Raw genomic sequence first — 12,785 nt, 5'->3', positions numbered from 1 at the left:
CGCATGGACGCGGCTCTTTCCTCTGCAGCATCAGCGCAGCATAATCCCACATCTGCTGTCGGCCGGTTACCCGGTCGACAACAGTCCGGCCCTCAACCGTTGAAGACGCGGCGCAATGCGCGGTGGAGACACTCGAACTGCTCTTCGAGCGGGAAGTGGTGGTTGCCGATAAACAGTCCGTTGCGATCAATATGATCGGCGTTGGTCAGTTCGCCATGGATTTCATGCTCCATGTGCTTGCGAACGACCTCGTTCTTAGCAAAGTTTCCGGCTACGATCGGCCGGGTTTCAATTTTCTCGGCGACGAGCGCGGCAACCAGTTGCTCGCGGCTCACGCTGCTCGTCTCATCCAGCACCATCGAGAAGCCGAACCAGCTGCTCTCCCCGATCTCGGCCTGTGCCTGCAGCGCGGAGAAATTGGAAAGCACCTCGCGGAAAATGACTGCGTTGCGCCGCCGTTCCGATACGATCATGCCCAGTTTGCGGATTTGCTCCTGGCCCAATGCTCCGCTCATTTCCAAGGGACGCAGATTGTAGCCGGGAAGCACGAAACGGAATGACTCTTCGAACGCGTCGTCGCTCTTGGTTCCGGTTACGAGATTGGTCTTCGGCAGGTTCCGCGTCCAACCGTGAGCGCGCACGCTCAGCATGATATGATAGAGTTCTTCGTCATCGGTCGTGACGAGCCCCCCCTCCATCGTCGAGATATGATGCGAGAAGAACGCGGAATAGCTTCCCGCGATGCCGAAAGTACCTGCAAGCCGCCCATCGAACCGGGCGCCAAGGGACTCGCAGTTGTCCTCGATCAGAATGATGTCGCGCGCTCCGATGATCTCCTTGATCTTTTCGAAATCATTGGGATTTCCAAGCAGGTTGACCACCATGATAGCCCGCGTCTCATCGGTGATGGCATCGGCCAGAGCAGCGAGGTCGTAGTTGAGAGTCGCACGGTCGATATCGACGAACTTCTGCCTCAGGCCGTATTGATGCAGAGGGTAATAGGTTGTGCTCCAGGACACTGCGGGAACGATGATCTCGGCCCCGACGGGAATCGGATTCGACGAATGGTAGCGCAGCGCAGCAACGATCAGCAGGTTAGCTGATGAGCCCGAATTGACCATAACCGCATGGCGCGCGCCCATCGCTTCGGCAAAATCGCGCTCGAACTGGGCGACCTCGGCCCCCATGGTGAACATTCCTGACCGGATGACCCGATCAATTGCCGCGTATTCCTTGTCGTCCCACGAGGACGTCGCAAGGGCCAAGCCAACTGTCGTCATAGGATTTCAAGTTCCTCTTTCGGAAGCACGTTCTCAAGAAAATAGTTGTAGGTCAGTGCCATGCCCTGCTCAAGCGAAGTGGCCGGACGCCAACCAAAGGCTTCTTGCCGGGATGTGCTGACCAGTTTGCGTGCCATTCCCACTGGCTTTGAGAGGTCGTGCGTAAACGCCCCCTCCCAACCGACAACGCGCGCTGCCATTTCGTAAAATTCGTTGATTGTATAATCAGTTCCAAGTCCGATATTCATCACCTGCGGCAAGGCATCGAAATTGGCGACGCATGCCCAGATCGCAGTTGCCAGATCTAGGCTGAACAGAAACTCGCGCCGCGCCTCGCCATTGCCCCAGATCTCGACAGTCGTTGCACCGGTGCGGCGAGCATGATCAATCTTGCGAATAATGGCAGGAACGAGATGCGAAACAGCCGGATCGAACTTGTCGAAATAACCGTAGAGATTGCAAGGGATTAGCGTCTTGTAAGACAGACCCTCACGGGACCGGGTGAGGTAATCGCCGAGCCGGGCGGTCATGACTTTCGCTAGAGCGTAGCCTTCATTGGTCGGCTCAAGCTCACCGGTAAGCACCATGTCTTCCGTCAACGGGCTGACAGCCGCACGGGGATACATGCACGACGAACCCAGATTGAGTGCGCGCGCAACCCCATGTTCGGCAGCCGCCAAAAGAACGTTCCGGCCCATGTCCAGATTTTCGACCAGGAAGCCAACCGGATCTGCCATGTTGGCCTGGATGCCCCCGACCCTTCCGGCACAATGCAGCACGATGTCCGGCTTGTTCGCACGCGCCCAGGCCGAAACCGCGGCACAGTCCCGCAAATCGAGCTCCTTGGAACCCGGAGCCAAGATTTCATGATCGCTTGCCGAAGGATGGAGCAGCAGGTTCTGCCCAACCATGCCGCCGCCGCCGGTGATCCAGACGCGCATCCTTATTTCTCCGCAGTGATCGGGACGTCGAAGCCGTGATGCTTCAGCAAGGCATGTCGGCGCGCAACGACCAAATCTGCTGCTACCATTTCCGCGCACATTTCATGGACAGTCACTTGCGGCGACCAGCCCAGCATCTGCTTCGCCTTGGACGGATCGCCGAGCAGCGTATCAACTTCCGCTGGACGGAAATACCGCGGGTCGATGCGCAGGATGACATCACCCGGCTTGACCCCGGGGGCATCGTCACCGGTGACCGAATCAACAATCCCGATTTCATCCACGCCGCTGCCACTGAAGCGCAAGCTCATGCCAAGATGCGCAGCGGACCAGGTGATGAAATCGCGCACGGGAAACTGCAGACCAGTCGCGATCACGAAATCTTCCGGCCGTTCCTGCTGGAGCATCAGCCATTGCATCTGTACGTAATCCTTGGCGTGCCCCCAGTCGCGCAAGGAATCGATGTTGCCCATGTAGAGACACGAATCGAGACCTTGCGCGATGTTTGCAAGGCCTCGAGTGATCTTGCGTGTCACGAAGGTTTCGCCGCGCCTTGGGCTCTCATGATTGAAGAGAATGCCGTTACAAGCATACATTCCATACGATTCACGGTAGTTCACCGTGATCCAGTAAGCGTAGAGCTTGGCCACAGCATAAGGTGAGCGCGGGTAGAACGGCGTCACTTCGCGTTGCGGCGTTTCCTGCACAAGGCCATAAAGCTCAGATGTAGAGGCCTGATAAAACCGCGTCTTTTTGTCAAGACCAAGAAACCGAACGGCCTCAAGCAATCGCAAGGTCCCAATAGCGTCAATATCGGCCGTATACTCTGGAACCTCAAAACTTACCGCAACGTGGCTTTGTGCACCAAGATTGTAAATCTCGTCGGGTTGGCACTGTTCTATTATGCGCGTCAGATTAGATGTGTCCGAAAGATCGCCATAATGAAGCTTCAAATTCGGACGAGCCTCATGAGGATCCAAGAAAATATGATCGATTCGATGGGTGTTGAACGAAGAGGCTCGACGCTTTATACCATGTACCTCATAGCCTTTTTCAAGAAGCAGTTCAGCGAGATAGGAACCATCCTGGCCCGTAATGCCGGTAACAAGGGCAACTTTACCTAAGCCTTCTTGCATGTTGTCGCGCCAGCCCCAATTATTGTGCAGTTGCGAGCATAACTAGCAATATGGCCACGCAAGGCAAGCGGAATGCACCTTTGGCAGCGGTTCTCTCTGCATTCGCGAGCGGGGCGCCAAGAGGCGCCCATATGCACTCAATTCTTGGGTGAGCTAAAGCTGCCGCTAACACGAGTGCCAGCTTGCGGGCCGGATTGCCCGCCCCCGGACACTCCGCCTGAGCGGCCATCGATGTTCGAAATCCCGGTAGCCAGATCGATAACCAGCCGTCCGCCATTCAGCGTATCAGACCCGCGCCGCAGCGCAACACTTCCTGCCATAATGATGATCTTGCGCGTGAAATCGTAAACCGCAACATCGCCGCTGGCGCGCTCGCCGCCGCGCGTGACGACCACTCCGCCGGTCGCGTCGATCCGCTGGATCTGCAAGCTACCGTCATCGGTATAGGCAACCGTGGTACGCGCCGCGCGCATCTGGAGATCGGCCTGGCTGATATCGACATTGCCCGAAAGCACTACCCGATTCTGCTTGTCCTGCAGTTCGATCCGGTCGGCGGCATAGTTGACCGGCGCATTGCTGTTGTGCGCCGCGATGGCCTGCGCAGCCAGATGCTGCGCCCCCGCAACCAGCGCGGCGGATGCGGCAAAGCCAAGCGCGAAGGAGCGCAGCGGCCGAGTGGCCATGAAGGTTTCGATCAGGCTCGTCATGGCATCTGCAGCTTGCCCGGCTCCATCCTGAGGCGCGCGTGGCCATCGAGCGTGATGGTCCGCGCCTCAAGGTCGGCGCTTATCCTGTCGGCCGCGAAAGTGCCAGCAGGAATGCGACCGTCGGCCCGCCCCCGGCTGACGAGTCGCCGCTTGCCGATGTCGATGTCCGCCCCGCCCGTCACCATGCGGTAACCGTCCGACGTCTCGAAATTGACCGGTGTTGGCACGTCGATCAGCTGCCGCGCAAAATCATAGATTCCTGCGCCCGTGGTCAGACTGGCAGGGCCGTCGGTCAGCATCACGCGCGCGGTGATGTCGCGCATCTCGACTTCGTCCTTGACCGCCGAATGCTGCACTGCGCTGCCCGCCGTTACCGAAAAGTTTCGCCCCGAATCGTCCTGCCCGCGGTACATCGCGCTCACCACCCGCAGCCGGTCATTGACCATCGCCACCTTGTTGCGGTCGAGCAGGAAACTGATCTCCCCGCGCGGCGAGAGCGGCGCAATCATCAGCACCGCCAGCAATGCGCCGATCAGAACCGGCAGCCCCTTCGCAATCAGGCGCACCATGCGGTCATGAAAACCACCGGGCGCGGCAAAGCTCTGCCGTCTGCCGCGCAGATTGTCGGCCTTTGCAGTCATTGTCCTGCAGCCCCTGGAGGGTTCACGGCCTTGCGCTCACTCGTGGCTGAAGATGTCGCGCTCGGCCCAGCCGGCAATATCGAGCAGCGCCCGCGTCGGCAGGAATTCGAAGCAAGCCTCGGCCATCGCTGTCCGGCCCTCACGTGCCAGCCGCTCGGCGAGGATAGTCTGCATGGCATGGAGATAGCGCACATCGGACGCTGCGTAATCCTGCTGCGCGTCGCTCAGCGTCGGTGCGCCCCAGTCGCTTGACTGCTGCTGCTTGGAAATCTCCTTGCCGAGCAGCTCACGGACCAGCTCCTTGAGGCCGTGACGGTCGGTATAGGTCCGCACCAGCTTGGAGGCGATCTTGGTGCAGAACACCGGCGCCGCCATCACCTTGAGGTAATAGTGGATCGCGGCCAGATCGAAGCGTGCGAAGTGGAACAACTTGAGCCGTGACGGGTCCGCCAGCACCACGCGCAGGTTCGGCGCGGCATAGTCGCTCCCCGCGGCAAAGCGCACGAGATGCTCGTCGCCGTGCCCATCGGAGATCTGCAGCAGACAAAGCCGGTCACGCGCGGTGATCAGCCCCATCGTCTCGGTATCAACCGCGACCGGCCCCGGCGCCAGCACGCCTTCGGGCAAGTCTTCTTCATGCAGGTAAACAGCCATTCGCCCCGCTTAGGCTTTCGGCGCCGTGGCGGCAAGCACCCGAGTGGGTCCTACTTGCGCCCCACGCTGCTGTAGTGCCAGCCGGCCGCGCGCACTTCGTCCGGATTGTACACATTGCGCAGGTCCACCAGCACACGGCTCTTCACCAGCTGGCCCACGCGCTCGAGGTCGATACCGCGAAAAGCGTCCCACTCGGTGACCAGCACCACCGCGTCCGCGCCTTCCACCGCGTCGTAGGCGCTTTGGGCCATGCGCACCTCGGGCAGGAGCGCGGCGGCCGCATCCATGCCTTCGGGATCATAGGCCACGATCTCGGCGCCGGCATCGATCAGCGCCTGCACGATCGCGATCGAGGGCGCATCGCGCATATCGTCGGTATTGGGCTTGAAAGTGAGGCCCAGGAGCGCGATCCGCCGTCCGCGCGGCTCGCGCACGCCCGCCTTGGCCATGGCCTCGATCACTTTGCGGCCCATCGCGCGCTTGCGGATATCATTGACCCGCACCACCGCCTCGACGATCCGCACTGGGCTCGCATAGTCCTCCGCGGTCTTGAGCAGCGCCAGTGTGTCCTTGGGAAAGCAGCTGCCGCCGTAGCCGGGCCCGGCATGGAGGAACTTCGCGCCGATCCGGTTGTCGAGCCCGATCCCGCGCGCGACGTCCTGCACGTCCGCGCCCACTTTCTCGCACAGGTCCGCCATCTCGTTGATGAAGGTGATCTTGGTCGCGAGGAATGCGTTGGCGGCGTACTTGATGAGTTCGGAGCTGCGCCGCCCGGTGAAGAGCAGCGGCGCCTTGTTGAGGAACAGCGGGCGATAGACCTCGGTCATCACGCCGCGCTCCCATTCGCCCTCGGCGCCGACCACGATGCGGTCGGGCCGCTTGAAATCACTGATCGCGGCGCCTTCGCGCAGGAATTCGGGGTTGGAGACCACGGCGAACTCAGCATGCGGCGCGCGCTCGCGGATGATCCGCTCTACCTCGTCGCCGGTGCCGACCGGCACGGTCGACTTGGTCACGACCACCGCCGGCGCGGTCAGGTTGTCGGCAATTTCCTGCGCAACCGCATAGACATAGCTCAGATCGGCATGACCGTCACCGCGCCGCGAAGGCGTGCCCACCGCAATGAAGATCGCCTGCGCACCCTTGATCGAGGCAGCAAGGTCAGTCGAAAACGACAACCGTCCGCCACGCACGTTGGCCGCAACCAGTTCCGCCAGGCCTGGCTCGTAGATCGGCATGATCCCGGCGCGCAGCCGCTCGATCTTGCTCTCGTCCTTGTCGATGCAGACCATGTCGTGCCCGAAATCGGCAAAGCAGGCGCCCGAGACGAGCCCGACATAGCCCGAACCCACCATTGCGATCTTCATGCACGTATCCTCGAAACTGGCAACCTGCGCGTTAGCAAGCCGCACCGCGCCCATGCAAACGGTATTCCCGGGCCATCTTTCCAGCCCATCTATCTTGGGCGCCGTTGGGCAGCTAACCTTGCGGTTCGATGACAGGAGATTCCATCCCCCAAACTTGGCGCCCTGCGCTCGAGGACGTGCTGGCCAGCCGCACGCTCCGCGCGCTCGGCGGCTTCCTCAAGGCCGAAGAGGCGGTTGGCAAGGCGATCTATCCACCCGCCGGCACCCGCCTCGCGGCGCTCGCGCTCACACCGCTGCCCGCCGTCAGGGTCGTGATCCTTGGACAGGACCCCTACCACGGCCCGGGCCAGGCCCACGGCCTCGCTTTCTCGGTCCAGCGCGGCGTGCCGGTGCCGCCCAGCCTGCTCAACATCTTCAAGGAGCAGCAAACCGATCTCGGCCTGCCCCGCCCCACACATGGCCATCTCGATGCGTGGGCAAAGAGCGGCGTGTTGCTCCTCAACACCGTGCTGACAGTAGAGGCCGGGCAGGCCGGATCACACCAGGGCAAGGGCTGGGAGGTGTTCACCGACGCCGCGATTCGCGCCGTGGCCGAGCGCCCGGCGCCTTGTGCCTACCTCCTCTGGGGCAGCCACGCCCGCGCCAAGGCCCCGCTGATCCGCGCGGCCAGCACTGGCCCCCACCTCATTCTCGAGGCCCCGCATCCCAGCCCCCTATCCGCCCACCGCGGCTTCCTGGGCTGTTGTCATTTCAGCCGGGCCAACGCATTTCTGGAGGAACAGGGCTTGGGCGCGATCGACTGGCGGCTGCCCGGCTGAGCTGCGCCCGCGCCCCGATCAACGGCCATACCGCGCGCTCTGGCAGAACAACAGGATGCAGACCTTCATCTCCACAACCCGGGGCGACATCAGCCGCAGCGTGGCCGGCAATTGCCGCCCTCCGTCGTGATAGGTTCCGCGCCAGCGATTGCTTTCGATCAGCGTCAGGCCCGAGAGGACAATCCCGGTCTCGACCCTGCCCGGCTGGCCATTGGCGCGCCGAGCCAGCCCGATCGCGCAGAGCTGCCCCGTGGTTTGCGCGCAAGGCACGATGCGCGCCGCGCCCGGCCCGTCGATTTCGGTCCAGACCCCCACCAATGGGGAATGGGCAGTCAACGGCAAAGCCTCGGCAAGCGCGGCCGTCATCAACATCAGTTTGGTCATCCACATGATCGAAGTCCTTTGCATGGTGTGCTTGTCAGGCTGATTGTGGAGGTGGGCCGCAAGGGGGCACCGCCATCAATCAGACGACGGACCTGCTGGCGTGGATGCTGCTTTTGGTCTCGCCGATCCGCGAGAGCGGCTGGCTGATTTCGGAATCAGCCAGAGTTTCCGGGAATCGGCGAAGTTTCAGCAATGGCGCGGCGGCGAAATGCGGTTGGCGTTTGGCCGGTCACCTCGCGAAAGGCCCGGTTGAACGGGCCGAGCGAGCCGAATCCGTGATCGAACGCGATGCTCGCCACGGTCCGCGTGGCGCTGGCGGGATCGGCCAGCACCGCCTGCGCTGCGTCGATTCGATGCTGGTTGATGAAGCTGGCGAAATTGCGATGGCCAAGTTGGTCGTTGATCAACCGCCTCAGGCGATGCTCGGGCAGACCGACCGCTTTTGCCAGTTCGGCAATTGTCAGCCCCTCGCGCCGCCACAGCGCTTCGACCTCAATCACCTGCCTCAGCCGCGCCAGCCAGAGCGCGCTGTCGTCTGGCGCGTCGGCGTCTTGCGCGGTCCCCGGCGCTGCAGCAGCCGTGCCAAACAGGGCCGGCCGGGCCTCCAGCAGCACCGCGACCCCAGCAATTCCGAGAAAGGCCTGCGCCATGGCATTGACGAACTCATAGCGCGCGGGATCGATACCGAAGACGGCGCCGATCTGCACCGCGCTGAGGACGATCGAGAAAACCGCGACCAGCACCAGAAAAGGCGCCCGCAGCCGGCGCCGCGCCTCGACAAGATCGTTGCGCCCGGATCGCACGATGACCACGAGCGCATGGAGGGCCAGCACAAGCCCCAGCGCATTGTGCAACGTCCAGGTGGGTTCCGATAGCGCATGAGGGCCATAGCGCCCGGACAATCCGATCAGCGTCAGCAACGCGCCCGGCCAAAGGCTGCGCGCGGTAAGCCAGCGATCCTCGAACAACGTCACTGCAAAGAGCCAGAAATACCCCGCACCGCCGATCTGGATCAGCCAGAGCGCGATCTGCGCCGGGCCGAAAATCTGCGCAATCGGCCGCGAACCGTCGATCGTGAAGCAGATGTTGCTGATGACAAAAAGCAGCGTGGCAATGCGCAGCGCCCGGTCATCCGCGCTGCGGAACAGCGCGATGCACAGGCCGAGCTGCGCACCGATGGCCATGCCGCGCAAAAGCAGGTCAAGAATTTGCCAAGGTTGCACCTCTACCGAAGCCCCTAAAGCCAGCCGATCCGCCGGAACCGCCACCACAGCCCGCCGCAGATCGTGGCGATCAGCCCCCACACCATCGGATAGCCCCAGCGCCAGTGCAGTTCGGGCAGGTAGTCGAAGTTCATCCCGTAGATGCCCGCAATCGCAGTCGGCACGGCCAGAATCGCGGCCCAGGCCGCCAGCTGCCGGGTGATCACACCCTGCCGGTACTGCTCGAGCAGCCCCGCGGTTTCCACAGTCACTGCCAGCGTTTCCTTGAGCCCGCGCATCCGCGCCATCGCCCGCCGCACATGGTCGAGCACGTCGCGGAACCAGATCCTTGCCGCCGGGTCGATCGCCGGCAAGTCGGCCACCACCAACCGCTCGACCATTTCCTCCATCGGCCCGATGATCCGCTCGAATCGCCGCAACTCGCGGCGCAGGCGGAAGATGCGGCGGATCGTTGCGGGATCGGGAAAGCGGTCGATCGCCGCTTCCTCGATGGCATGCGCCACTTCCTCGAACTGATCGGCAATCGGCAGATAGCCGTCGACAATGAAATCGAGCACGGCATGGAGCACATAGTCCGGCCCCTCGGCGAGGTGCTCGGTATCCGCCTCCAGCATCCGCCTGAGATCGGCATGCGCCCTTGCCGATCCCAGCCGCACCGTGACGATGAACCGCTTGCCGAGGAAGATCGCGGTCTGGCCATAAGCGATCGCATCCTCGGCCGGCCCATGCATCGAAGTGCGCGCCACAACGAAGAGCTGCTGGCCGTAGATATCGACCTTGGGCAACTGGCGCGGATGGAGCGCATCCTCCACCGCCAGCGGATGCAGCGCGAACTGGCGTGCGACGCGCTCCATTTCCTCTGCCGTGGGATCGCACAGCCCGATCCAGTCGAAGCACCCGCGCGGCAGCGAATCTTCCGCCACCGGCATGCCCGAAAGGGTCACATCGTCCGGATGGGCCTTCCCCTCGGTATAGCGGCGCGCGGCGATGATCGGCATGCCCCGCTTGTGTCGCCAAGCCGGGCAAAGCGCAATCACCCGCGTTTAACCGGGCGATGAAACCCACTGGCATTCGCGGGCCCGGCTGTTATCATGCGTGTCAATAAAACCGGAGGATTGCATGGGTTACGAAGGCAAGCTGGGCACAGCGCCGCAGCCGGATATCGACGTCGCGATCATCGGCGCGGGCCTGTCCGGCATTGGCATGGCCGCCCACATGCAGATGCTCTGCCCCGATCGCAGCTTCGCCCTGTTCGAACGGCGCCCGCAGCTCGGCGGCACCTGGGACTTGTTCCGCTACCCCGGCGTCCGCTCGGACAGCGACATGCACACCCTCGGCTTCGTGTTCGAGCCATGGAAGCATGAAAAGTCGATCGCCGACGGCCCGTCGATCCTCGAATACCTCAACCGAATCGTAGACGAGCGCTGCATCCGGCAGCACATCCGCTTCCAGACCAAGGTCGTCTCCGCCGATTGGGACAGCGCCGCCGCGTTTTGGGCCATCACCACCGAAGCACCCGACGGCCAGCGGAGCCGCACGACCGCGCGCTTCCTCTATCTCGGCTCAGGCTACTACGACTACGACAACCCCTATGACGCCGGGTTCCCGGGCCGCGAGGCCTTTGCCGGCACCATCCTGCACCCTCAATTCTGGCCCGAAGACTTCGACTACGCCGGCAAGCGCATCGTGGTCATCGGCTCGGGCGCGACTGCCGTCACCATCGTCCCCGCGATGGCGCAGAAGGCCGCGCACGTCACCATGCTCCAGCGCACCCCCACCTGGTATGCCGTGCGCCCCGCTCGCGATGCCATTGCCAACACGCTGCGCAAGTTCCTGCCCGAAAAGCTGGCCTACAAGATCACGCGCTTCAAGAACGTGAAAATGCAGGACATGGTCTACAAGCGCGCCCGCAACACGCCCGAAAAAGCCCGCGCCTTCCTTACCGACAAGCTGAAGGCCGAACTCGGCCCCAAGTACGACGAGGCGACCTACACCCCGCCCTACAACCCTTGGGAACAGCGCCTGTGCCTCGTGCCCGATGGCGATTTGTTCAAGGCCATCCGCGCCGGCAAGGCCGAGATCGTCACCGACCATATCGAGCGCTTCGACGCGGCTGGCATCGTGCTCAAGTCCGGCAAGCGCCTCGACTGCGACGTCATCGTCACCGCCACCGGCCTCACCATGACCGTGGGCGGCAAGATCGCGCTCAGCATGGACGGCCAGCCAGTCGCCTTCAACGACCGCTACTACTACAAGGGCTGCATGTATTCGAACCTGCCCAATCTCGCGCAGGTCTTCGGCTACCTCAACGCCTCATGGACCCTGCGCGCCGACATCGATTCGGACTACGTCTGCCGCCTGCTCAATCACATGAAGGCGATCGGCGCCGACGCCGCCACCCCCTACCTCGCGCCGGACCACAACCTTGGCGAAGACACCCCGCTCGATCTCTCCTCCGGCTACATCCAGCGCGGCCTCGCGATCCAGCCCAAGAACGCACCCACCATGCCCTGGCGGCTCAATCAGGACTACGTGTTCGACAAAGTCTGGCTCAAGACCAACCCCCTCGACGACGGCATCATGCGCTTCACCAAGGCGCAGCCGGTGGCGGCGATGGCAGCCGAGCAGCAAGCGGCAGAGTAATCTTGGCCCTCTCCCCTTCAGGGGAGAGGGTTGGGAGAGGGGGCTCCCGGCAAGCACCCACCCCGCACGATGAAAGCAGCCTCCGGCGGGCAAGGGCCACAGCCCTTGCATCCCCACACTCGCCCGCGCCCACCGGAAGACGGGGAGGTTGACACGGTTGACACGGTCCAGAGCGAAAACTTTCAGCCCGGGCCTCCCAAACTTTCCCACTGATTTTAAACGCCAATCCACCGAAACACTACCTGCCCGCCATGCGCGGCAAACAGGCGTGTGTTGGAAACACGCTCACAGGCACACCGCGCACACCTCCCGGCCAGCATGGCACAGGGAGAATCAGGTAGCAGGCGCGGCTTTGCCAAGACCACGGTTCAAAGAGCGGCGGGGAGAATGGCGAAACGGGCGCGTGTAGGAAAGCGGTTTGTGGTCGGGGCAGCTGGTGGCAGATTGGAGTCTTAGGCTGTGTTGACAAAGGGGATTCCCAAATCGTGTAGGTTCTGATTCAAGGTAGCTTTTGGGAGTCTGTCTTGATCCGGGGTTTGATGAGCGACGAGGAATGGGCGTGTCTTGAGCCGTTCGTGATCGAGCGCGGAGCTCGCAGCGGGCGGCGCCCGCGAGATCACCGCCTTGTCCTGGATGGGATTTTCTGGATCGCACGGACGGGCGTGGCCTGGCGCGACCTGCACGAGCATTTTGGCAAATGGTCATCGGTTTACCGCCAGTTCCGACGCTGGACGCTGTCGGGCTTGTGGGAGTTGCTGCTCGAAGCCTTCAACGAAAGCGGGGGCGGCAACCCCAGCCTGCAGATGATCGACAGCACAATAATCCGGGCGCACCACTGTTCAGCCGGCGCTAAAGGGGGACTCCGCGTCAGGGTCTTGGCCGCTCAAAGGGTGGCTTTACGACCAAGATCCATCTCCGCATCAATGCGCTGGGCCTTTGACGTGACCCCCAACCTTCATCCGGTTGCGATTAGAGCCTCGGCATTGTTGTT

At 62.6% G+C, this 12,785-nt stretch carries 12 protein-coding genes and 1 pseudogene; 3 read left to right on the top strand and 10 right to left on the bottom strand.

Annotated features, from left to right (window positions below; all coding sequences use genetic code 11):
• Nucleotides 1-92: 92 nt before the first annotated feature.
• The 7 genes from WCL10_RS19025 to WCL10_RS18995 all read right to left on the bottom strand — a co-directional run bounded on the left by WCL10_RS19025 (nucleotide 93) and on the right by WCL10_RS18995 (nucleotide 6,726).
• The gene (locus tag WCL10_RS19025; RefSeq protein ID WP_336897225.1) at nucleotides 93-1,280 is read right to left on the bottom strand and encodes a DegT/DnrJ/EryC1/StrS family aminotransferase; all 1,188 of its coding nucleotides are present in this window, start codon (nucleotides 1,278-1,280) and stop codon (nucleotides 93-95) included.
• Complete coding sequence (locus WCL10_RS19020; protein WP_336897224.1) at nucleotides 1,277-2,221, bottom strand: GDP-L-fucose synthase; 945 nt, start codon at nucleotides 2,219-2,221, stop codon at nucleotides 1,277-1,279. Before WCL10_RS19020 ends, WCL10_RS19025 begins: the two co-directional genes overlap by 4 nt.
• Nucleotides 2,222-2,223: 2 nt before the next feature.
• A complete protein-coding gene (gene gmd / locus WCL10_RS19015) occupies nucleotides 2,224-3,357 on the bottom strand; it encodes a GDP-mannose 4,6-dehydratase (RefSeq protein WP_336897223.1) in 1,134 nt (377 codons plus the stop codon).
• A 137-nt stretch (nucleotides 3,358-3,494) separates the two neighbouring features.
• Nucleotides 3,495-4,064, bottom strand: a complete 570-nt coding sequence (locus WCL10_RS19010; RefSeq protein WP_336897222.1) for an LptA/OstA family protein — start codon at nucleotides 4,062-4,064, stop codon at nucleotides 3,495-3,497.
• Nucleotides 4,061-4,705 (bottom strand): LPS export ABC transporter periplasmic protein LptC, encoded by a 645-nt coding sequence (locus WCL10_RS19005; protein WP_336897221.1) that lies wholly within the window; start codon nucleotides 4,703-4,705, stop codon nucleotides 4,061-4,063. The genes WCL10_RS19010 and WCL10_RS19005 overlap by 4 nt, the downstream gene beginning before the upstream one ends.
• A gap of 36 nt (nucleotides 4,706-4,741) precedes the next feature.
• Complete coding sequence (locus WCL10_RS19000; RefSeq protein WP_336897220.1) at nucleotides 4,742-5,359, bottom strand: ribonuclease D; 618 nt, start codon at nucleotides 5,357-5,359, stop codon at nucleotides 4,742-4,744.
• 50 nt (nucleotides 5,360-5,409) lie between these two features.
• The gene (locus WCL10_RS18995; protein ID WP_336897219.1) at nucleotides 5,410-6,726 is read right to left on the bottom strand and encodes a UDP-glucose/GDP-mannose dehydrogenase family protein; all 1,317 of its coding nucleotides are present in this window, start codon (nucleotides 6,724-6,726) and stop codon (nucleotides 5,410-5,412) included.
• Between the two features lie 128 nt (nucleotides 6,727-6,854).
• Here WCL10_RS18995 and ung point away from each other — a divergent pair, with 128 nt between their 5' ends.
• Nucleotides 6,855-7,544, top strand: coding sequence for a uracil-DNA glycosylase (ung, locus tag WCL10_RS18990; RefSeq protein WP_336897218.1), 690 nt, complete (start codon nucleotides 6,855-6,857; stop codon nucleotides 7,542-7,544).
• Between the two features lie 18 nt (nucleotides 7,545-7,562).
• Here ung and WCL10_RS18985 read toward each other — a convergent pair whose 3' ends face one another.
• The 3 genes from WCL10_RS18985 to WCL10_RS18975 all read right to left on the bottom strand — a co-directional run bounded on the left by WCL10_RS18985 (nucleotide 7,563) and on the right by WCL10_RS18975 (nucleotide 10,149).
• Nucleotides 7,563-7,934 (bottom strand): hypothetical protein, encoded by a 372-nt coding sequence (locus WCL10_RS18985; RefSeq protein ID WP_336897217.1) that lies wholly within the window; start codon nucleotides 7,932-7,934, stop codon nucleotides 7,563-7,565.
• A 149-nt stretch (nucleotides 7,935-8,083) separates the two neighbouring features.
• Nucleotides 8,084-9,112 carry a helix-turn-helix domain-containing protein gene (locus WCL10_RS18980; protein ID WP_336897216.1) on the bottom strand — a complete coding sequence of 343 codons (1,029 nt, stop codon included), beginning with the start codon at nucleotides 9,110-9,112 and terminating at the stop codon, nucleotides 8,084-8,086.
• Nucleotides 9,113-9,165: 53 nt separating this feature from the next.
• Entirely contained in the window at nucleotides 9,166-10,149 is a 984-nt protein-coding gene (locus WCL10_RS18975) for a magnesium and cobalt transport protein CorA (protein WP_336897215.1), read from the bottom strand.
• Between the two features lie 121 nt (nucleotides 10,150-10,270).
• On the opposite strand from WCL10_RS18975, the gene WCL10_RS18970 reads away from it, so the two are divergent.
• Together WCL10_RS18970 and WCL10_RS18965 are read left to right on the top strand one after the other, a co-directional pair.
• Entirely contained in the window at nucleotides 10,271-11,794 is a 1,524-nt protein-coding gene (locus WCL10_RS18970) for an NAD(P)/FAD-dependent oxidoreductase (protein ID WP_336897214.1), read from the top strand.
• 539 nt (nucleotides 11,795-12,333) lie between these two features.
• Nucleotides 12,334-12,731 (top strand): annotated as a pseudogene (locus WCL10_RS18965) (IS5 family transposase); the annotation flags it as partial.
• Nucleotides 12,732-12,785 lie beyond the last annotated feature (54 nt).

This window comes from Novosphingobium sp., from assembly GCF_037133355.1.
Taxonomy (GTDB): domain Bacteria; phylum Pseudomonadota; class Alphaproteobacteria; order Sphingomonadales; family Sphingomonadaceae; genus Novosphingobium.
The sequence above is the reverse complement of the archived record's forward strand: the minus strand, read 5'-3'. Positions and strand labels throughout refer to the sequence as shown.

Excerpts from the sequence above, each read along its gene's own strand:
- WCL10_RS19025 (WP_336897225.1), bottom strand. The coding sequence starts at position 1,280 with ATGACGACAGTTGGCTTGGCCCTTGCGACGTCCTCGTGGGACGACAAG.
- WCL10_RS19020 (WP_336897224.1), bottom strand. The coding sequence starts at position 2,221 with ATGCGCGTCTGGATCACCGGCGGCGGCGGCATGGTTGGGCAGAACCTG.
- gmd (WP_336897223.1), bottom strand. The coding sequence starts at position 3,357 with ATGCAAGAAGGCTTAGGTAAAGTTGCCCTTGTTACCGGCATTACGGGC.
- WCL10_RS19010 (WP_336897222.1), bottom strand. The coding sequence starts at position 4,064 with ATGACGAGCCTGATCGAAACCTTCATGGCCACTCGGCCGCTGCGCTCC.
- WCL10_RS19005 (WP_336897221.1), bottom strand. The coding sequence starts at position 4,705 with ATGACTGCAAAGGCCGACAATCTGCGCGGCAGACGGCAGAGCTTTGCC.
- WCL10_RS19000 (WP_336897220.1), bottom strand. The coding sequence starts at position 5,359 with ATGGCTGTTTACCTGCATGAAGAAGACTTGCCCGAAGGCGTGCTGGCG.
- WCL10_RS18995 (WP_336897219.1), bottom strand. The coding sequence starts at position 6,726 with ATGAAGATCGCAATGGTGGGTTCGGGCTATGTCGGGCTCGTCTCGGGC.
- ung (WP_336897218.1), top strand. The coding sequence starts at position 6,855 with ATGACAGGAGATTCCATCCCCCAAACTTGGCGCCCTGCGCTCGAGGAC.
- WCL10_RS18985 (WP_336897217.1), bottom strand. The coding sequence starts at position 7,934 with ATGTGGATGACCAAACTGATGTTGATGACGGCCGCGCTTGCCGAGGCT.
- WCL10_RS18980 (WP_336897216.1), bottom strand. The coding sequence starts at position 9,112 with ATGGCCATCGGTGCGCAGCTCGGCCTGTGCATCGCGCTGTTCCGCAGC.
- WCL10_RS18975 (WP_336897215.1), bottom strand. The coding sequence starts at position 10,149 with ATGCCGATCATCGCCGCGCGCCGCTATACCGAGGGGAAGGCCCATCCG.
- WCL10_RS18970 (WP_336897214.1), top strand. The coding sequence starts at position 10,271 with ATGGGTTACGAAGGCAAGCTGGGCACAGCGCCGCAGCCGGATATCGAC.